Origin of the sequence: Blautia sp. An249 (genome assembly GCF_002159835.1) — a bacterium.
Taxonomy (GTDB): domain Bacteria; phylum Bacillota; class Clostridia; order Lachnospirales; family Lachnospiraceae; genus Blautia_A; species Blautia_A avistercoris.
Map to the genome: position 1 here is coordinate 1 of NZ_NFJL01000017.1, position 20,548 is coordinate 20,548.

General features: G+C 45.1%; 19 protein-coding genes. 6 read left to right on the forward strand and 13 right to left on the reverse strand.

Annotated elements, in window-relative coordinates:
* On the forward strand, positions 1 to 191 hold a 191-nt coding region (locus B5F53_RS20140), incomplete at its 5' end, for a hypothetical protein (RefSeq protein WP_204246942.1).
* A 448-nt stretch (positions 192 to 639) separates the two neighbouring features.
* On the opposite strand, the gene B5F53_RS14430 is transcribed toward B5F53_RS20140, so the two are convergent.
* From B5F53_RS14430 to B5F53_RS14450, 5 genes are all read right to left on the reverse strand, one after another.
* Positions 640 to 1,518 (reverse strand): DUF6602 domain-containing protein, encoded by an 879-nt coding sequence (locus tag B5F53_RS14430; RefSeq protein ID WP_087224732.1) that lies wholly within the window; start codon positions 1,516 to 1,518, stop codon positions 640 to 642.
* Between the two features lie 59 nt (positions 1,519 to 1,577).
* Entirely contained in the window at positions 1,578 to 2,462 is an 885-nt protein-coding gene (cas6, locus tag B5F53_RS14435; protein ID WP_087224547.1) for a CRISPR system precrRNA processing endoribonuclease RAMP protein Cas6, read from the reverse strand.
* A 69-nt stretch (positions 2,463 to 2,531) separates the two neighbouring features.
* A complete protein-coding gene (locus tag B5F53_RS14440; RefSeq protein ID WP_087224549.1) occupies positions 2,532 to 3,356 on the reverse strand; it encodes an MBL fold metallo-hydrolase in 825 nt (274 codons plus the stop codon).
* 68 nt (positions 3,357 to 3,424) lie between these two features.
* Positions 3,425 to 4,003 (reverse strand): TetR/AcrR family transcriptional regulator, encoded by a 579-nt coding sequence (locus B5F53_RS14445; RefSeq protein ID WP_087224551.1) that lies wholly within the window; start codon positions 4,001 to 4,003, stop codon positions 3,425 to 3,427.
* Between the two features lie 568 nt (positions 4,004 to 4,571).
* Complete coding sequence (locus B5F53_RS14450) at positions 4,572 to 5,282, reverse strand: flavodoxin (protein ID WP_442856299.1); 711 nt, start codon at positions 5,280 to 5,282, stop codon at positions 4,572 to 4,574.
* Positions 5,283 to 5,615: 333 nt separating this feature from the next.
* Between B5F53_RS14450 and B5F53_RS14455 the strand changes: the two genes are divergently transcribed.
* The 3 genes from B5F53_RS14455 to B5F53_RS14465 are packed head-to-tail and all read left to right on the forward strand — an operon-like array spanning position 5,616 to position 8,323.
* The gene (locus tag B5F53_RS14455) at positions 5,616 to 6,245 is read left to right on the forward strand and encodes an anthranilate synthase component II (RefSeq protein WP_087224555.1); all 630 of its coding nucleotides are present in this window, start codon (positions 5,616 to 5,618) and stop codon (positions 6,243 to 6,245) included.
* Positions 6,211 to 7,590, forward strand: a complete 1,380-nt coding sequence (gene pabB, locus B5F53_RS14460; protein WP_087224557.1) for an aminodeoxychorismate synthase component I — start codon at positions 6,211 to 6,213, stop codon at positions 7,588 to 7,590. The genes B5F53_RS14455 and pabB overlap by 35 nt, the downstream gene beginning before the upstream one ends.
* On the forward strand, positions 7,577 to 8,323 hold the full coding sequence (locus tag B5F53_RS14465; RefSeq protein ID WP_242970334.1) for an aminotransferase class IV: 747 nt from the start codon (positions 7,577 to 7,579) through the stop codon (positions 8,321 to 8,323). Before pabB ends, B5F53_RS14465 begins: the two co-directional genes overlap by 14 nt.
* A 58-nt stretch (positions 8,324 to 8,381) precedes the next feature.
* Here the strand turns inward: B5F53_RS14465 and B5F53_RS14470 are convergent, their stop codons facing one another.
* Complete coding sequence (locus tag B5F53_RS14470) at positions 8,382 to 9,776, reverse strand: phosphodiester glycosidase family protein (RefSeq protein ID WP_087224559.1); 1,395 nt, start codon at positions 9,774 to 9,776, stop codon at positions 8,382 to 8,384.
* 147 nt (positions 9,777 to 9,923) lie between these two features.
* Here B5F53_RS14470 and B5F53_RS14475 point away from each other — a divergent pair, with 147 nt between their 5' ends.
* The gene (locus B5F53_RS14475; RefSeq protein WP_087224561.1) at positions 9,924 to 11,039 is read left to right on the forward strand and encodes a ComEC/Rec2 family competence protein; all 1,116 of its coding nucleotides are present in this window, start codon (positions 9,924 to 9,926) and stop codon (positions 11,037 to 11,039) included.
* 130 nt (positions 11,040 to 11,169) lie between these two features.
* Here the strand turns inward: B5F53_RS14475 and B5F53_RS14480 are convergent, their stop codons facing one another.
* The 5 genes from B5F53_RS14480 to B5F53_RS14500 form a co-directional block, all read right to left on the reverse strand.
* Positions 11,170 to 11,415, reverse strand: a complete 246-nt coding sequence (locus tag B5F53_RS14480; protein WP_087224563.1) for a MarR family winged helix-turn-helix transcriptional regulator — start codon at positions 11,413 to 11,415, stop codon at positions 11,170 to 11,172.
* 36 nt (positions 11,416 to 11,451) lie between these two features.
* Entirely contained in the window at positions 11,452 to 11,979 is a 528-nt protein-coding gene (locus B5F53_RS14485) for a PocR ligand-binding domain-containing protein (RefSeq protein ID WP_087224565.1), read from the reverse strand.
* A 2-nt stretch (positions 11,980 to 11,981) separates the two neighbouring features.
* Entirely contained in the window at positions 11,982 to 13,340 is a 1,359-nt protein-coding gene (gene rpoN / locus B5F53_RS14490) for an RNA polymerase factor sigma-54 (protein WP_162610617.1), read from the reverse strand.
* Between the two features lie 31 nt (positions 13,341 to 13,371).
* The gene (locus B5F53_RS14495) at positions 13,372 to 14,622 is read right to left on the reverse strand and encodes an MFS transporter (protein WP_087224569.1); all 1,251 of its coding nucleotides are present in this window, start codon (positions 14,620 to 14,622) and stop codon (positions 13,372 to 13,374) included.
* 135 nt (positions 14,623 to 14,757) lie between these two features.
* Entirely contained in the window at positions 14,758 to 16,254 is a 1,497-nt protein-coding gene (locus B5F53_RS14500) for a sigma-54 interaction domain-containing protein (RefSeq protein ID WP_087224571.1), read from the reverse strand.
* A 202-nt stretch (positions 16,255 to 16,456) separates the two neighbouring features.
* On the opposite strand from B5F53_RS14500, the gene B5F53_RS14505 reads away from it, so the two are divergent.
* Positions 16,457 to 17,917, forward strand: a complete 1,461-nt coding sequence (locus B5F53_RS14505; RefSeq protein ID WP_087224573.1) for a trimethylamine methyltransferase family protein — start codon at positions 16,457 to 16,459, stop codon at positions 17,915 to 17,917.
* A 71-nt stretch (positions 17,918 to 17,988) separates the two neighbouring features.
* Here the strand turns inward: B5F53_RS14505 and B5F53_RS14510 are convergent, their stop codons facing one another.
* Together B5F53_RS14510 and B5F53_RS14515 are read right to left on the reverse strand one after the other, a co-directional pair.
* Positions 17,989 to 19,077: a uroporphyrinogen decarboxylase family protein gene (locus B5F53_RS14510; RefSeq protein WP_087224575.1), complete on the reverse strand. Its 1,089-nt coding sequence runs from the start codon at positions 19,075 to 19,077 to the stop codon at positions 17,989 to 17,991.
* Positions 19,078 to 19,138: 61 nt separating this feature from the next.
* On the reverse strand, positions 19,139 to 20,317 hold the full coding sequence (locus tag B5F53_RS14515; protein WP_162610618.1) for an MFS transporter: 1,179 nt from the start codon (positions 20,315 to 20,317) through the stop codon (positions 19,139 to 19,141).
* Between the last annotated feature and the right edge of the window lie 231 nt (positions 20,318 to 20,548).

Genomic DNA, 20,548 nt, shown 5'->3' on the forward strand with positions numbered 1-20,548 from the left:
CCGACAAGACAATTATACATATCTGTTTCTTATCAAAGAAGAATTTTTCCCATAGACACAGAAAATTTTACGCCCTCCAACAAGTTTCAATCCACGCTCCCACGAGGGGAGCGACGATGGATTACATAAAACTGAGCCGGAAACTTCTTGTTTCAATCCACGCTCCCACGAGGGGAGCGACAGCTTCGTAAAACATATCAGATAGGATATGACAAGTTTCAATCCACGCTCCCACGAGGGGAGCGACTGCAATCTCTCACAAATTCTCTTTGTTTTTTCCCTTCCTATTGAACAATTATACTAATTTTTATTCTGTAATGCAAGAAATACCCGGCAATTTCCTCTCCTAATTCCACTTTTTAGTCATGCGACTCGGTGCGAATCCTTTAGAAAATTTATGTTTACTTAAGGTTCGCACCGAATCACTCAATTACCTTCTTCTTACTTTAACAAATCTTACTCTTAATCCTTACCAATCCATGTGGAAGATTTTTCTCCGGATCAAGGCACACGCCGCTTCTGACCTCTTCTCCTTTCTGTGCTGTTGACAATACGATCGTATGTAGTAAACCTTTGTATCCACCCATTAGGAGCACATCTGTCGCATTTTTCTTCTGCTTATTTTGTTAGCATCTTTTACTAATTCTGTTCATCTTCCACACTCTCTTCTTCATTTTGCATATTACTAAAATTATTAAACATTTCTACATAATCCAGATGCGGAAACAACATCGGATTATTCAGCAGCATCAGAATCTGATTCAACTGAAAATTAAAAGACATCAAGGAAAGATCTTCTTTTCCGTCTTTCACTTTATATTCATCTAAATTATGTTCTGCTGCTTTCCCTCCATCTGTTTGCTGTTTTAGCCCTTCTGCATGATTGATACATTGATACCAGTCAAACAGATTTTCCTTATTCTCATCCCATTTAATGTCTAACTTTTTCTCACTTTTTCTTGCTCTAATGACCACATCAAACTTTTTATCATTTTCTTTCGGCAGACTTACTTCTCTATTATTCAAGCAGCACAGGATACGCAACGGCCGTGTCGCCGTTTGTGTTGGTACAGTGCTGCAAGTAATAGAATTAATCGTTCGTACAAATGAACGTTGGGATGAAGATGTTTTCAGATCTGTAATACTGCTTGTCCAGTTCCACAATTTTGTTTCATCCATAGAAGTGCTTTTGCATTCGACTACCACCGCAACCGCCTCAATAGGAATAAATTTCAAGTTATAATACCTGAAAATATAGGGTGTATACATCTCATCAAAAATCACCAGATCCACTTCATTCGATACATTCCCCTTCGAATCAATAAGAAAAACTGACTGCTCTATGACAAATTTTTTCGGAATGATGCTTTGAAACATTTCTTTCCATATTTTTTCACGATAGCTTCCAATAGTACCACTATGCTCATTTTCGAAATAGAGCTGGTTTACAATCCCTTCCTCCAGCCTTTTGTAGTTCTCTTTAATATGTTTTATAATTTTTCTGCTCTCCGTACTCATATCTCTTTTTTCCTCTCTTCTGCACCTCGTACAGTCCTTGTCTGTTACATTCATCTTTCTTAAATAAAATACACCTCTATCCTTCCCATCCCAAATGTCGTATTTCGCCCCACATGCAGCCGCTGAGCAGCATACAGCCACGGAACAAATGGTGTCAGGTCACCTTGATACTCTACTTCGCCCATCAAACCGCTGAAATCCATCTTTCCATTTGACCGATTTGAATACCTTTCCATATGTACCAGATGCAGTTTTTCCCGAACGGTTTCCACTTCTGCTGAAAGCATCTGGATTTTTCCGGCTTCCTCTCTGTCTGTCCAGCCCCCGTATCTTTCTGTGAGGGTCATGATTCGATTGGTTATGTTTCGGATTAATGTCTGGAAAGAGATTGTTTTAAGAATCTTTCCGCCGTGACGAATCCGCAGAGGTGTGCGTATTTTAATCAATGCCCTTGTCACATCCGGTAACTCAAAGCATGGCATAGCTACAGATTTCATACTATGTAACAGGCATTTCCCATTTCTCCAGATTATTCTCTGTTCCTTACTATGAATAATCTGCGATAAACGAAATGGGTATCTGTATGCTCCCAGGCCGAAACATTCCATCTGTTCCAACGCTTTAATCAAGGAATCTACATATCTTACCCCATTCCCGATCAGCAGAATTTCAAACTCAATCTGTGCGCCCCTACCCACTATAGTTTGAGGCATATGGATCTCCGGGGGAATGATCATATATGGTTTCGCATTAATCTGCACGGTGTCCGAATTCCCGCTGTTATTCTCGTATAAATACGCACATGCTTCCTTGTCAGTCCCAAGCAGAGAATGCCCGATTGCTCCTCGCAGAGTCGATCCCAGATATGGCGGCAGTTGGGCTTCTTCCAGTGCAGTCAGGATGACTCTGAGGGGCAGATAACTTATATCGAAAAGTTTTTGCATTTATATTCTCCTATTTTTATTTGCAACATTATATAATATATATTTTTATCTGTCTGTCATGTCCCGGTTCTATAGTTCTATTTCCATCCCGTCATAAGCAAAGCATATATTGTCCAAAGATTTTTCTAACTCCTGATAGTAAGCATATGATTTTCCCCAATACTCATCGATATGGGTAACTATTATACGCTTTATCCGGTATTTGTTTTTAATCTCCACAATTTCATCCAAAGTAAACATGTCTTCCCTAAACGGAGCGTCCTTAAGATGGGAACCATCTTTGAGTATTCCGTTATCGGATACAAGCCCGATAATTAATACATCCGCATCAAAGTATAATTCATTATGAATAAACGGTTTTACATCACAGCAGGCATAGATAGCTTTTTTCCCTTTCTCTGATATAACATAAAATGTCATATTGCCGCGATGGGTCTTATTATTTACTAAATGTAGTTCTATATCTCCGATTCGGGCATAATCGGTTTTTTGGATCGAAATACAGTGGAGTACGTCTTCGTAATAATGTAATCCGTCTCCATTCCATGCATTAATATCATCTGCCACTTCAGGTAATACTATAAACTGTATGGGTGAACCTCTGTCTGCTATGCAGTCATACCCTAACGGTTCTACGATACGCATACCTCTGGTGTGATCCGGATCTTTATGAGATATGGAAAGATATTTTATTTCCGTAATATTCTGCCTGTCACAGGCAACACCGATGTCCTCCGGAGTGTCAATCAGCATTTTCACATCCTCAATGTAAAGACTCGGCCCCAGCCTCTGATACCGTCCTCTTTTCTTCCTGGCCTCTTCGCAGACAGGGCACTTGCAGAAGGGATTCGGTATCTGGAACATTCCTCCGCTTCCTGCTATTTTCAATTTCATTTTCCTTCACCTCACAATAAAATCATTTCTGTGTATTTCAGACTCTTTACCAATTCAGTTGCTGTACCTCAGACTAACAGTATTTTTTTAATATGACTGATTATCCGTTCCGCTATTTTTTCACTCGGCAATAAAACAGAGGAATACATTCGTACTCCCTGGTAGGAAAAAATGATTATATCAATTACTTCTTCACAGTCAATATTTCTGAACTCTCCTCTTTGTATTCCGTATGAAAGGAAATCCTGCCACATATTCACAGAAGATTCATACTGTTTTAACAGCATATTATTCTCTGCATCTGCCTGCTTTTCACTGTAATATTCATATATCGCCAGACTTAAAGAATTTTCACTGTCTGTCATTTCGCATTTATAGCGATTCAAAATTTCGTCAAGTATTTCAGCTGCCGCTATGCCTTTCTTCATTTTCTCAGAAAATTCATCGTTTTGTGCCTTCATAAGGCCATCTATAATTTCAGAAAATATTTCGCAGGTACTATTATAATGCCTGTACAGACCGCCTCTGCTTAAGCCTGTTTCTGCACAAATATCTTTCATCGTAACATTTTTAAATCCTTTTTCAGCAAACAAAGAGAGGGCTTTTTCTTTGATGTTCCTTTTTGTTTCGTCACCTTTTTTTCCCATTCATCCTCCATTAAGCGACATACATGTCGTTTCCATGAATTATAAGACACTTGTGTCGCTTTGTCAATAAATATTCTGTTTATAGAAATGTGCGGAATGAGGCGCGAAAAATGGCCAGCCTCTAAAGACTGACCATTTGAAACATTCATCGTAATTTTTACGTTTCCTACAGCGATTTTTTACAGAGGCAGCTATTTTCCGAAATAATTCTGAATGGCCTGCATCCTTTCTGCCTGCTTCACATGGAAAGGACACCGGCTGTCACAATGCCCGCATCCGATACAGTCCCCTGCCTCCGGCGCAGCGTTTAGAAATCCTAAAAAGACACGCCATTTGCCTCACATCTCATACAGCTTTAATCGTTCCTCTGCACTTCCTACTGCATAATTTTCTGTCTCATAATCCGGTTCTTCTTTGCCGGTAAAATCATATGCCGGATTAATACTGAACATAAGCATATTTTCAGTTCCTGTATGTATTCCAGAATTCCTCCATACAAGGCTTTCTGCAAATCGGCCTCCTCATCAATACAGTGTAAAATCAAAGTATGCCTCTGGTCTAAAAGGCTTTATTCTCCGGTTACATCCAGCCCCAGGCTGTTCACCCATTCCATGATCTCATCCTGAGAGCTTCCGCCGTCCAGACGCTGTCCGGGAATCCACTCTGCTCCATCTGTTAAATCTGCAAGGTTCTCTGCACTGGATCCAATCCCGCTGCCTCCGGATGTACAGAAAGGAATAATCGTTTTGCCCGAGAAATCATAACTTTCCATAAAAGTGCTGACGATTCTCGGAGCTTCTCCCCACCAGATCGGGTATCCAAGGAATACGAGATCATACTGCTCCATATTCTCCACAGAGCCGGAAATAGCCGGACGGACAGTGGGATCGTTCATTTCCATGGTACTGCGGCTGTTATCATCATTGTAATCCAAATCTGCATCTGTATACGGTTCTTCCGGCACAATCTCGTACAGGTCAGCCCCGAGACCGTCTGCCATTTGTTCTGCCACTCCCTGGGTCGTGTTGGTTGCAGAGAAAAATGCTACTAAAATTTTATTTTCTTCAGTCTCAGTGTCACCTGCTGCCGCATTTGTCTGTGCAGTATCGCCTTCTGCCTCAGAATTATTTTTCTGGTTTTCAGGCGCTGATGTTGCTTCTGCCTGACCGCTCTGCGAATGAGACGATTCCGTTTCTGATGTCTGTGTATTTCCGGAGCAGGCCATAAGCGATACAGCCATTACAAGTGTAAGTAAAACTGCTGTTATTTTTTTCATAATCACCCTCCAATTCTTTTATTCTGCACCTACATTATAAAATCCATGTCTGATTATATCAAATACTTAATTTCATCAGTCACTTATGCCTAAAAGGCATTTACCGTGTTCGATAAACCGGCTTAAAGCCAGTAACAAATTCTGAGAATCCTTATAGACGAAAAGAAAAGCTTATGGTATACTATGCGCAGAAAATTTCACAAAAAGGTGTGCCCGATTTCCATCGAGACGGAAGACTGCCGGAAAAAGATCTGCGGCCTAATGGCTGCAGGTGTTTTTCCGGTTTTTTTATGTAATGGGAGATTTCGTCGGATTTAACACTGAAAGGAGATATTTATGTTTGTAATGATCGACAACTATGACTCGTTTGTTCATAACCTGGCAGTCTATCTGAGAGAACTGGGACAGGAAGTCCGTCTGATCCGAAATGACCAGGTGGATCTTTCATTTCTTTTTCATCTGCACCAGGAGAAGAAGCTGGACGGCATTCTTCTGTCCCCTGGTCCTAAAAGCCCCCAGGACTGCGGACAATGCCTGGATATTCTGAAAAAAATGGCCGGTCTGGTACCGGTGCTGGGGATCTGTCTGGGGCACCAGATCATTGGCCATGCCTGGAAGGCTCAGGTGGTAAAGGGAGAGCGCCCCATGCACGGCAAGGTCAGCCTGATAAACAACTGCCAAAAACGAATGTTCCGGGGACTTCCCGCCCAGTTCTTCGTCACCCGCTACCACTCCCTGGTGATCAGTCCCTCTAAGCTGCCCGACTGCCTGAGTGTGGACGCCCGCTCAGAAGACGGCGCCATCATGGCTGTCAGTCACAGAACCCTGCCGGTCTACGGTATCCAATTCCACCCGGAAGCTGTGATGACTGAATACGGCCACCAACTGCTTGGCAACTTTATTACCCTGTGCGAAGAATGGAGGAACCGCAATGAAAACCCTTGTCCGGGAACTGCCCTTTTATAGAGAAACCTCTGACATTTTCGGCCTCTTTGCCGAGACTCCCCTCTCCGTCTTTCTGGATTCTTCCCTGAAGAACGAGATGGGTCGCTATTCCATTATCGGTCTGAATCCCTGGCTGACAGTCACGGAAGAAGACCAGATCTGCCGCTGCTGCGGCGTTCCCCAAAGGGAAAGCTTCGAGAAAATCATGGCAGACTGCCTGCGGAAACATAGGGAGGAAAACCCTACGCATCTTCCTCTCATCTCCGGCGCCGTGGGCTATTTCAGCTATGACTACGGGAGAAAATTTGAGAAAATCTCTTCCCGCCATGATAAAGACATCCAGATTCCCGACGCCCTTTTTGTCTTCTACGACAATTACATCATTGAGGACAAAAAAGAGAAAAAGCTTTGGCTCACTGCCTGCGGAAAGTTAAAAGCTGCCCGCAAGTCTGCAGAAGAACTTACTCTCCAGATTCAAAACTGTCCGAAGGCCTCTCTGCCTGCGAAGCACTGTGAACTGGCAGATTTCCTGCCTAATTTCCAAAAGGAAGAGTACAAACAGGCCATCGATCAGATGATTTCTTACATCACAGAGGGAGATATTTATATCGCCAATATGACGCAGCAGCTTAAGGTATCAAGTCCCGTGGCCCCCTATGACGCTTTCCGCTATCTGCGGACATACAATCCTTCTCCCTTCGGCGCCTACTTGAACGGTGAGGATTTCCAGATTGTCTGCTCTTCGCCGGAACGTTTCCTTCGGGTAAAAGACGGGTGGGTGGAGACCCGCCCCATAAAGGGCACACGCAAAAGAGGCAGCAGCCCCGCCGAGGACGCTGCGCTGAGAACAGAACTGGAGAATTCCGGCAAAGACCGCAGTGAACTTCTGATGGTTGTTGATCTTGAACGAAACGATCTCAACCACGTCTGCGAGCCCGGAAGCGTAAAAGTCACGGAACATTTCGCCGTGGAAGCCTATGCCACAGTCTTTCATCTGGTGTCCACAATCGTGGGAAAACTGCGCGCAGACATGGGAATTATGGATCTGATCCGTGCGGCTTTTCCCGGCGGTTCCATCACCGGAACTCCGAAAATCCGGGCTATGGAAATCATCGACCAGCTGGAGCACGGCCGACGCAGTCTCTACACAGGTTCTATAGGGTATCTCGCTTTTGACGGTTCCTGCGATCTGAATATCGTCATACGCACAGCCCTCCACACAGACGGTAATTATCACCTTGGGGTAGGCGGCGGCATAACCTGCGAGTCAGACCTGGAATTCGAATATGAGGAAACTTTACAGAAGGCCAGGGCCGTACTGGAGGCCCTGTATCCCCAGAAAGGAGATGCCCATGCTGAAGATTAACGCAGATGACGGCTATTATTTCGGTCTTCAGGTATTCGAGACCATTGCGGTGGAAGACAATATTCCCGTTTTCCCCATGGAACACCTGGAACGACTGCAAAACGCCCTGAAAAACCTGCATATCCAAAATCCTGAGACGGAATCTGCCCTGACTGTCAGCCGTCTGCGAAAGGAAGCTTTTTTATGTCCCTACAGACACGGCGTTTTGAAAATATCTGTCTCAGAACAGAATCTGCTTTTCACAGTCCGGGAAAACACCTACCGTGAAGAGCAGTACCGCAGGGGATTCGCCGTGCAGACCAGTCCCATCCGCAGAAATGAAACCTCTCCCCTGGTCTATTATAAAACCGCCAATTACGGGGACAACATCCTGGAAAAGCGCAGAGCCCACTCCTGCGGCTTCGATGAACCTGTCTTTCTCAATACCCGGGGACAGATCTGCGAAGGGGCCACGTCCAATATTTTTTTCGTAAAAAATCAGACCCTTTTTACACCGAAAGTAAGCTGCGGACTCCTGAACGGTATTATGCGGAATTACCTGATGAAAAAGTATCCTGTGGAAGAGGCCGTCCTATATCCCGGCCAGATTTCCGAATTCGATGAAATTTTCCTCACCAACTCATTGATGGGAATTATGCCCGTCTCTTCCTGGGACGGCCATCCCATCCGCAACTGTTCGTTCAGCCAGAACCTGCGCCGGGAATATCTCAGTCTGTGCCGCACACTCCTGTAAAAGCAGCAGGGAGACTGACAGCACCGCCGTCAGTCTCCCTAATTCACCGTACAGGGTTTTATCTTTCTTTCGTTGGCCGGATCATGGCCTCATCCTCATGAATCATAATCTCATCGCCTTCCGCGCCGTCTCCCACATCGATAAAATACAGAATATCGGCACAGGGCCGTTCCTGCCCGTCCGTCAGAGAATTCAGTACTCTGCCCTTAAAAACCAGGGTGGAGGAACCGCCGCCGTCCAGATTATAAGCATACTCACAGCCTAAGTCCAGGAACACCTCCTGCAGTTCCTCATAGGTCATTCCCTGGGAGCCCCCGGCTCCTTTTCCATCTACCACCACCACATAATAATCGCCGGGGCTTGCCATCCCCACCGCTGTCCTCTGATAACGGTAGGTCTGGCGGAACTGTCCGGAGATCTCACAGGCTTCGCTGTTTTCCACCAGAGTGGGTCCGAAACAATAAGTATCCTTCACGTCCCTTCCCAGCATCTCTTCTGTGGTCATTCCCGCCGGAGCCGTAAACATGCCGCCCTCCCCGGTGACACACATGATATTTCCGTTGGAATACACATCTTCATAGACCTGACGATCCTTGATCATGCTCTTTCCTTCTGCCGGAATTCCCGTACTGTAGGAAAAGCCGCTTCCATTGATTCCCAGAACGCCATTGTGGTCTGCCAGCTCAGCGGAGGTGGTTCTCCTGGGATTTCCATAGGTTCCTCCGCATAAAGCGGAACAGATCTGCTCCGTGCTGAAAGTCTGTATATGACAGACCCAGTAACGTGTATAAGAAGTCTCCCTGGGTTCCACGGAAATCTTCAGCGTACTGGTCTCATAATGCCAGTCGTCATTCTGATAATTCCACTCCTCGGAGATTCTCTCCACAATCTCATCATACTGGCCTCGTTTTTCCGGGTATTCCGACGGAATTTTCCAAAGCTCCTGCTGAGCTTCGCGAAACAGGCGGTCATTCTTCGCCGTGTCCATAGCGACCAGGTCACTCTCAGACTCGTACAGTTCGGAAAACTTCTTGTCAATCTCTTCTATCCCCTTCAAAGCTTCCGCCTTCTGAGACGTTTTTTCCAGAATCTCATACGCTTCCCGTACATACTCATCCCTGTCTGATTTATGATCACGGTAAAACTCCTCAATCTGTGTCTGAATCTGCTCTGCACTTTCCAAGGCCGCAGACATATTTTCACATAAGGCTTCATCTGTAACGGCCTCCTCCATCCGGTCCGCGAGCTTTTGGGCCGCTTCGGTCCGAATCTGAATCTGCCGTTTTCGCTCTTCTTCTTTCTTTTTTCTCTGTGCTTCCTGCTGCTTTTTCTCCTGCTCTTTTTGTTCCAGTTCTTTTTTCTCCTGGACAGCCTGATACTGCTGCCTTGCGGCAGCCCCGCCTGCCAGCGACAGGCAGAGAAGTGCCAGGATCACATACCATTTCTTCTTCATTTCGCTCCCTCATTTTACAGTGACAATTTTCGTCCTCCCAATTATAACAAAGTTTGACCGCCCATACCATATTTTAATGGGCAGAAAATTGACCCCTTTTCCATTTGCATGGTATAATTTTTTTATCAATTATAAGGGGGAATACAAATGAGAAAAAGAAAACGCATCTGGGCTCTGCTGCTTGTGTGGACTATGCTCTTTACTTCTTTGGGAGCGGTGCAGACAGAAGCGGCAGCCAAATCCGCTGACCAGACCATGGCTGTCCATTTTCTGGACGTGGGGCAGGGACTGTCCATACTCGTACAGTCCGGCGGTGAAAACCTGATTTATGACGGCGGCGATAAAGAGACTTCCAGCTTCGTAGTCTCCTACCTCAGGAAACAGAATATCACTACCATTGATTATCTGATTTCTTCCCATTATGACTCCGACCACCTGGCAGGGCTGATCGGATGCCTGAACGCCTTCGACGTAAAACAGGTCATAGGTTCTGATTACACCCATGATTCCAAGCTCTATCAGTCCTTTATGAACGCAGTCAAGGCAGAGGGCGTAACCGTAGAGCATCCTGAGGTGGGAACGGAATTTGAATTCGGCACAGGAGAATTCACTGTCCTCTCTCCGGAAACCATCAGCAAAAATGACAGCAACGCCAATTCCGTTGCCATTAAACTGGAAAACGGTGAGAACTCCTTTATCTTCACCGGAGACGCCGAGCATAACAGCGAAGAAGAGATGTGCGACTCAAAAATTGACCTGGACTGTGACGTCCTCGTCCCCGGCCATCACGGCTCCGCCACGGCCACAACCTGGGATTTCCTTGAGGAAACCGTCCCGGAGTATGCTGTAATCTCCTGCGGCGCGGGAAATCAGTACGGACATCCGGACAAGGATACCATGGATAAGCTGCAGGATATGGATATCCAGGTATTCCGCACAGATGAACAGGGAACTATCGTCGCCGTATCAGACGGCACCCGCATCGACTGGAACACCAAGCCCTGCAACGATTATTCCGCCGGAGACTCCGGGGATACGGGCACGCAGCCGCAGTCCGCAGCAGCTTCCGCCCCTCAGGTTCAGGATACGCCTGCGCCTGCCGCAGAAGCTCAGACACAGACGGCTTCTGTCTGGCTCTCGGCTACAGGTTCCAAATACCACAGCATTCCTGACTGCGGAAATATGAATCCCGACAACGCAAGGCAGGTCTCCCGGGCTGACGCAGAAGCCCAGGGATATGAAGCCTGTAAGAAATGTTTTTAACTTAACTCAGGCGCCTCATGGCGCAATTGGTAATATTTTCTCTTTTCCTTCAGCAGGCTGCCGATATTGGATTAGCCTGCTGAGGTTATTTAGTTAGCTTCCTAAGTATTTGGTCTAAAATTAAGATAATCTATCCAAATATTTTATTCAGACAAATTTCTTCCAGTGCAGTCAGCTCATCTATTACCTGTTCTTTATAAACCAGGGCTTTCTCCGTAACAGCAATCCGTTTCAGACGATTATCATAAGGAACCGGCTCCCGGGTAATCAGGCCGTTTTTCTCCATCTGTTTCAGTAACTCCGTCGCCGTAGACGGACGGATACTGTATTCCTCTTCAATATCTTTCTGAAACACATCTTCTGTCTGAGCCAGCAGATTATAATCTCTGTTTCACGGCAAGCTGTTTTTATCCTATTTGTTCTCTCCCTGCATCATGGTATCCAGAACCACAGAAAGGAAACAGGAATATGCCCGAAGCTTTTCCTCCGGTATAACCGGAAGGGACTCCAGGGATTTCAGAAGCCGGCTGACATCCGGCATATTCCCTTTATTCAGACTGTCGATCTCCTGGTAAAGAGTGGCATCCGGCTCCCACAAGAGCACCTGGCCGCAAATCAGACTTCCCAGATGTTTCCCTTTTCTTTCTATGGGAAATGCCATTTCAATCAGTCCTGCCGGACACTGAAACATAAAGGGCGACTTGCTCTGGCATGCCTGATGTCCCGCTACTTTATAGGCCTGACGGCATCTTTCCAGACCTCCCGGGGAATTATAGATGGTCTGACAGAACTGACAGCAGCTTCCAAAGTCTTTCCTGGAAAATATAGAAATCCCATTTCGATCCACAATATTTGCCCTGATCTGTGTGGCCAGGGTAAATTCCTCCAGAATCCTTCTGTAATTTTCTCTGTTCAGATATCCTAAAATCTCTCTGGCCATTTTTACTCTTTCCACTCCATATATTCAAGTTTTCTGTTTTGCGCGTTTCCGATATTTAACTGGGCGCGGTATGCCGCCACAGTGCGCCTTGAGATGCAGATTCCCTTTTCTTTCAGTTGCTCTGCCAGTTCCTGATCGCTGCAGGGTTTCTGACGGTTTTCCTTTTTAATTATTCCTCTCAGAAGGCTTTCCACATCCCCCTTACTGGCATCGGCAGTTTCTCTGGATTTTGCCGCAAACGGCGGTGCCAGAAACTGTTTCAGCGGCGCTGCCCCAAAGGGATACTGGACGTATTTTCCTTTCACCGCTCTGCTAACCGTGGATGGATGAATGGAAAGGGCATCGGCAATCTGTTTTTCCGTCAGCGCTTTCAGCCCTCCCCTTCTCTCAAAATAATCCATCTGGAAAGAAAGGATGTACCTGGAAATCTCCAGAAGTGTCCGGTTTCGTTTCTCAATACAGCGTTTTAAAAACAGAACGCTCTTTTTCTTATCCTGATAATATTCATAAACCTCTCCGTTTGCATACCTTTCAAGGAGGGATTCATATTCTCTGGATATTCCTATCCGGATCTGATTTTGTCCGGTAAGACTCACCGACCAGGCTCCGTTCTCACAGGAAAACAGCAGATCCGGTATCAGATACTGATTCTGCCTGCCGCCAAACCCGGTTCCATTTAAAGGTTTGGGGCTTAAACTCTTAATTTCTTTCACTCGTCTCTGTACGTCAGTCAGGGGCAGATGAAGACAGCGAGCCAGTTTGCTGTGCTTTCCTGCCGCCAGATCTTCTAAATGCTCTTTTAAAATTTCTCCATATATATTGTCGTAGGCGCCTTTCTTCCGAAGCTGAAGTTCCAGACATTCCCTCAGATCAAACGCTCCGATTCCGGGAGGTTCCAGATTTTTCACAATCCCGATGCAGACGGAAACTTCCCGGGAAGAAACTCCTGTCAGCCTGGAAATCTCTTCTTCTGAGAACCGCAGATACCCATTATCGTCCAAAAGGTCAATGATATAAGAAAGCAGGGAAATCCTTTTTTCATCCATATTCATAAGATCTGCCTGACTAAGCAGAAATTCCTGCAAACTTCCGGTTCCCTCTGTTACATTGTCAATGGAAGAAACTTCCTCCTCCGTCTCATACCTGGTTTTGCGGACAGCCAGATGCTGCAGATTTACATCCCCGTCATACGTAACAATTTCTCTGTTTGCTTTCACACTTAAAAACGGATTTTCCATTTCTTCCTCTATAAGAAACTTCTGCAATTCATAACCGTTCATTGCCAGAATATTCAAAGAGTAAATCTGCTGCTGGGATAAAACCTGCTTCTGCTCCAGCTTCTGAATGAATTCAAAGCCCATTAACCGCGCCTCCATTTTTATAGTTTTGCCTTTATTTATTCTTTTTCAGATTTTTATAAATGAGAAATGAAGCGACTCCTCCCACCACTGCACTGACAATGGCGCAGATAAATACCATCTGATACCCCTTCGCTCCCGGATAACGATCCAGCCATCCGCCGATAACCGTATACATAAAAGCGTCCGGTAAGAATCCGAATGCAGAGGCAAACCCCACCACAATCCCATTTAAATTCGCAGGTACCCCGGCTTCTGTCAGCGTGGCAAAGTAAACGCCCCGGTTCACATAAATAGCAAATCCGAATAAAAACATCAGAATTGTTGCCGTCATTACAAACGCCGGCTTTGACGGTAAGATCAGCATGACTCCGAATCCAATGGCAATAATAATAAATGCAAAAATCATGGTTAGGGAACTGGATTTAATTTTATCTGCAAAAACACCACCCAGAGTTCCTCCCACAATCTGAAGTCCCCAGGTCCGTATGGTTCCAATGGTCGCCGCAAAGGCTGCAGTTGCTCCCATAACTCCCGTCAGATAAGGAGTAAAATATCCCAGACAGATAAAACAGGTCATGGTTGCAAAAATAGCAATTGTTACAAGCCAGGCTGCCGGCATCTTTAACGCCGTTGCAAAATCGCGCACAATGGAGCGCTTCTCTGTCTGTACCGCCTCCTGCGCATCTTCTTTCTTCTCTCCGGGAATAACCAGAAAAGTTACAATTCCCAAACCAATATTGATAAACGCATAGAGAAGAATCGCTGTTTTCAGACCTGCAACTGCTCCCGCTGCAGCGTTAAAGGCTGCTACAATCCCAAGCCCCACAGCCGTGGCAATAATTCCTCTGGTTCCTTCCAGCAGGCCGAACAGACGGCCCTGTTCCTTGTCATTTCCAAGACAGCGCACGTAATTAACCAGTGCCGGCCAGAAAATCAGTGACGTAGAAAATGCCCAGAAGAAACTAAGTCCCAGAGCCACCGGATAGGCCGGAAATGTGGCAAACCAGAATCCTGCCAGTCCTGTGAGAATCTGTCCCGATGACAGAAGAACTTTACTTGACATCCGGTCTGCCAGAATTCCTCCTATAATGTAACAGATAACTGAACCGATCCCATAAACACTCATTAAATTTCCAAGCTGGATATTGGTATATCCGAATGCTTCTAACATAGGATCATAAAAGGTATAGCGCAGATAAGGAAGCTGATAGATCAGTCCCGTGCTGGCAGATAAAAGAATTAGCTGAAACCAGCGGTTTCTCAGGATTCCGTTTTTCTTCATATTATCCCCTCCAAAAGTTGGCGTACCTCAGTAAGAGTTAACTTCAGGTACAAATTGATAGTTATAAAAGCTGTTCACACTACTTTTATAAATAGCAATTTTTATGCCAACTTATCTGGAAGAGTTCTTTTTTATTTAGTTGGACGGAATTTTCTCCTTCTCCGGACGAAATTCCCTGGGTTCAATTTGATATTTTTTCAGTTTAGCAGTCAGGCATTGTCTGGATAGTCCCAGCATCTGTGCGCACTGAGTCAGATTTCCCCTTGCTTTTCCTAATCCTTTCCGCAGAATTTGGATCTCATAATTTTCTGTCAGTTCTTTAAAATTCAGTCGGTCATCCGGTAGATTTTCTCCATAAGAAGGCGGTATATGACTTCCCCGGGACTCTGCAAAATCATAGCCCAGGGAACTTTTTACCGATTCCTCCATAGAATTCCGTAAATAATCCGGAAGATCATCCAGGCTCAGGTAAGCCGTATTGGCTGAAACCATGTTGGCTGTACTTTCGATTACGTTGGACAATTCTCTTACATTCCCGGGCCATCCATAAGCGTGAAGCAGAGATTTCAATGAAGGAAGCAGACCAATAATCATGGAATTTGTTTCTTCATTGTATTTGTCAATATAAAGCTGAATCAACAAGTCTAAATCGTTTCCTCTCACACGCAGGGGCGGGATGTGAATAATACCGGCTGACAGCCGGTAATAGAGATCCTCTCTCATAATCTTTTCTCTCAGCAGCAGAGTGGGCTCCACATTGGTCGCACTGATAATTCTGCATTTTACACTTCTTACCCTGGAATCTCCTATCCTCTGGAACTGTTTTTCCTGCAGTACCCGCAGAAGTTTCGCCTGTAAAACTATATTCATGGAATTAATTTCATCCAGAAAAAGAGTGCCTCCGCCTGCCAGTTCAAACATTCCTGCATGATCCACCGCTCCCGTATAAGCTCCGCGAACGGTCCCAAACAGCGTACTTTCCAATAACGTATCCGGAATAGCTGCACAGTTAATCGCCATAAACGGGCCTGCATAAAAATCGCTGGCATTATGGATACTCTGTGCAAAGAGCTCTTTTCCTGTACCGGTTTCTCCGTAAATCATAATTGGAATATTTTTGGCCGCATACTTTTTGGCAATCCGGACAGCATTTTGAAGAGCGCTGCTCTCCCCGATAATGTCCTCAAAAACATAATTGGTACCGTTTTTTAAGTTCCGGCTTTTCAGGGGATAGCTTCTCTTCTCTCCTATTGTACATTTCTCAATAATCCGCTTTTTCAAAACACTAACGTCATCGCAAATGGCAAAGGCTCCTGTTCTCTTTCCGTCTTTTTCTATAGGATAAGCGCTTGTCAGTGCATTTACCACTTTCCGGTTACTGAACCATTCGATATTCTCATCCTCTAAAACAATACCTTTTGTCAGTGCTGCAAGACAGGGGGATTCATATCCGTCTACCAGGACAGTATTTCGGTAAATGGTCTTAATTTCTTTCCCCAGAACCTCTTCCCGCTTAAAACCATCCAGCCGTTCCCCGGCCTGATTTACATAAACCAGGCGGCCCTTTCCGTCCACAATGTATACGGCGCTTTGCAAATGTTCTAAAATATCATATAAAATACGTTCCTCCATAAGAATCTCCTCCTGGATTCTATTATGCAAATATTTTTGCTTTTTGTCAAACTGCCATTTTTTTTGCGCAAATATTTTTGCTTTATTTTTCTTTTTTTACCGCTAAAAATTAAATTTCTACGGATTTTTCACCTGGCATAGAACTTGCTTTTTATATAATCAGCTGTTCACGAAATAAGAAAACAGGAAAGGGGAATCTATTATGGCTATTAAAGGTTTAAAATCCAATTATTACAAGTATCCCGTAAAATATCATGAACTGACGGAGGAGCAATGTGAGACAATTATAAATGCCAGCCTGCGGATTATGGAAAATATCGGTCTGGTTATCAAACATGAACGGGCGCGTACCATGTTGAAAGATGCCGGCTGTACCGTGGATGGTGAAACTGTCCGTTTTCCGAAAGAACTGGTCATTGACTGCATTAATTCTGCAGCCAAAGAGCTGGTTCTCTATGACCGTAATGGAAATAAAGCCCTTCAGGTCTCCGGTACCAATACTTATTTTGGCTTAGGTCCTACGAATCCGTTTACTAATGATTTTGAAACAGGGGAAAGAAGAAAGGCCTGCAGAAAAGACGTTAAAAATTCTGTTCTGGTAGCCGATGCGTGTCCGAATATTGATTTCATGATGGGACTTGCCCAGGTACAGGACTGTGACATACGGATTTCCGACGTGGTAGAAATGAGAGAGATGCTGGAAAATACAACCAAACCGATTGTAGGCTGGGGTGTTAATGTCCAGGGTCTTAAAGATCAGGTTGCAATGTGCGCCGCAGTAGCAGGCGGGATTGACAAACTCAGGGAAAAACCGTTTCTTTCCCTGTTCCCGGGCTGTCCGGTCAGTCCGCTGATAATTGCGGAAAATGAATTTGAGAAAATAGAATATTCCATTCAGGAAGGATTTTCCATTGTCTGGTCCAGCGGGGCTCAGCTTGGTACTGTGACCCCTGTTACCATTGCGGGCGCATTCTCCCTGAATCTGGCTGAAATTTTTGCCGGTATTGTTCTGGCCCAGTTAATCAAAAAAGGCAGCTGCGTCGTCTGCGGCGTCGTCGTTTTAACGGTTGACATGGGAACTACCCAGGCAGCCTACGGCAGCCCGGAACACTGTATCGGAGAAGCTATGTCAGCAGACATTTTCCATTATCTGGATCTTCCTATGTGGCAGACTGCCGGTGTAACAGATTCCAAATCCGCAGATGAACAGTCCGCCATTGAATGCTCAATGGGCGCGCTGATCAATACCATAAGCGGCGGCCATATGGTTCACGATGTAGGCTTTCTGGACGGAGCCATGTCCGCCTCTCTGGATCAGATTGTATTAAACGATGAAATTATCGGCTACGCCAAACGTGTTGCACGGGGAATTACCATCGACGAAGAAACCCTGGCCTACGATGTTATCGAGGAAGTGGGACCAGGCGGAGAATTTCTCACATCAGAACATACTGCCGAGAACTTCCGGGAAGAATTCTGGTTCCCTAAACTGATTGACCGCAGCAGATACACTATCTGGGAAGAAAAGAAGGAAGACATGAGAACTCGGGTCCATAATCGGACGGCAAAAATCCTTGCAGAGCATAAACCAGAGCCATTATCTGAGGAAGTGATCCGCAAATTAGATGCCATACTGGAAGAAGCTCAAAAGCGTCTGAGCTGAATTTAGAGGCAGGCGGGATTTCCCATGAAATCTCACCTGCCCCGAACTGCATAAAATTAAGTTATGCGGGTTTACTCGGCAAACCGGATTCTGGAATAGCGGTAAACCTCATCTATAAAGGTTTTCGTTAAAGGATATTTGCAATAATAATTATCCATCAAAAACGGATTTCCATAGGAAATCATCTTATCCACAAAGTCCCGTGCCGCCCTGATATGCTCTTCTTCGGGAGCCTCCGGCACAGGGCTTTCCGGAGCTACATGCATCAGGATCTTATCCCCGTACTGTGGAATATCCGTGTCAAAATCCAACAGAGAAGCCTGGCATTCCAGCATATCGAAACCTGCTTCAATATAGACAGGAAGCAGAGAATCTACTTTTCCGCAGCTATGGCATTCCGCAACCATTCCTTCTTCATGGATAAAATCCACCACCCGTTTCATATAAGGCAGAATCATTTCCCGAATGGTATTCTGAGAGAAGAAAACGCCTCTCTGGTGTCCCCAGTCATCGTGGATGCAGACAGCCGCAATCTGTTCTTTGCCAAATACGGACTGGAACTTCTGAATCAGATAAATATATAAATCCGACAGTTTATCGAAAAGTTCTTTTACTGCGTCCTCCTGATCTTCATCTATCATGGCGATTGCTGCTTCTTCAAAATCCATAAAAGAAATCAGGCGTTCATAGTATCCTGTACAGATTACTATTTCCCAGGCGTCCCCTTTTCTGAGGATTTTATAATTATTTTCACGGGCTTCCTCCCAGGACCAGGAATCAATGAATTCTTTTGTGGGGAATTTCACTTTCTCCTTCCACTCATTGGCGTCTTCCAGAAGGGGCTTCCCCGGACGGACTGTGGATCCGCCCACCTCCGGGACATATTCCCAGTCAATTCCGAACATATCCAGTCCTCCCAGTTCCTCTGCCGGAAGTTTGTAGTCAGAAACGTTTCCTTTGGCCGGGTTATCCGGTACGCATCTGGGATAAAGATAGCCTATGTCAAAGGTGCTTGGCAGCCAGACCGGCTGTCCCTGGAGGGTTCGCAGCAGATTTTCTCTTGGAGTAATGGGCGTGTCCGCCTCTGTAAATTCACATCCAAACAGGAAGCGAGTACGTCCGGTCTGCAGTTCTTTCTCATCATATTTTATTTTTTCCATAAGTCTCTCTCCTTTTATTTCTTAATTTTATGCTTTCTTTTTCACGGGTGTAAAACCTCTATTACTCGTTTGCTGCTTTCTTAAATTTCTTTGGAAGGAGCAGCTCAATCACCAGCAGGACTGCTGTCATACCTACTATAATCGGAATAACTCCCGAGAATGTTTCGATATGGAAGAGGCTTTGAATACCGGTCACTGCATACGTGGATAAAAAGGATCCCAGTGAGTAAATGGCAGTGGCGATACCGATGGCCATCTCCACACCCCGGGCCGGACATAAGGTGGGTGTATAAACATATGCCGTGGAAAAAGCAATCCCATACCCGCCTCGTATAATGAAATATCCTACAAATACCATAATCTTACCCGGGAAGAAGATTAACAGCAGTCCTCCTAATATAACCAGGATACTGGAAAGGGGAACCAGTTTTCTTCCCAGTTTGGCATATATAAATCCAAACAGTAAATTGGCCAGTACACTGCCGTATCCGATGACTGTGCTCACCAATCCGGTATATGCCGTGTCCCCCAGGCTATGTTCTGCAATATAAACAGAGCAGAACATCTGCATCATCATTACGCCCAGAACAAGGAGAAAGAAGTTACCGATCATATACCAGAAAGAAAGTCCCATGGGCGCTTTCTCCTTTTTTTCCTCTGCCGATTCCTTTTCCTTAACATCCTTGGGCACAGTAAGAAGAATTAAAATCATCATCGGCAGCGTTATCCAGTAAATATGAAAGATATTCTGCCATCCCTTTACTGCCAGTATTCCCGCAGTCGCACTGAGAACGGATCCAATTAACGGCATGCAGGTGTTGTAAATACCAATAACCTTAGCCCGTTTGATTTCATCAGTATAGTAATCTGTAATGATTGTAACTGCCGCCACATTGGTGCATCCCATCGTAAATCCGCAGACACCGCGTAATACGGCAAGAAGCATTGCGTTGTTTACAAACGCACAGGAAACTCCGCACACCAGGAAAACAATTCCTGAAATTACAAGGGTATTTTTCTTCCCGACTGCCTTCATAATCGGCGCGGCTGCCAGCGAGGAAATCATAACCATAAACGCCGTACCTGAAATAATAAAATTCACAACTCCTACCTGATCCACGAAATCCGTATACAGGTTATTCACTATGACATAAACCGGTAAATCAGCCATAACGATAATCGTAGTCAGCATCAGGGATATAATAAATACCCAATAGCGTATTCCTTTCAGTTCCTTCATTTTCATACCTCCCAATCAACCTCAAATCATTTTGTATAACTATATTCTAGCAGGGTGGAAATACGGCCGTAAATAATCGGCATTTTTGAAAAAGCTGACTGTATTTAGACGGTTTCAACCAATGCCTGATTTCTTTTCCGGATATTTCAATTTGGCTTTTCTTATTTTATTCGTCAAAAACGACGAATACCTCTGCTCCTTTTCCTCATAATCTTCAGTTGCAGTGGAAAA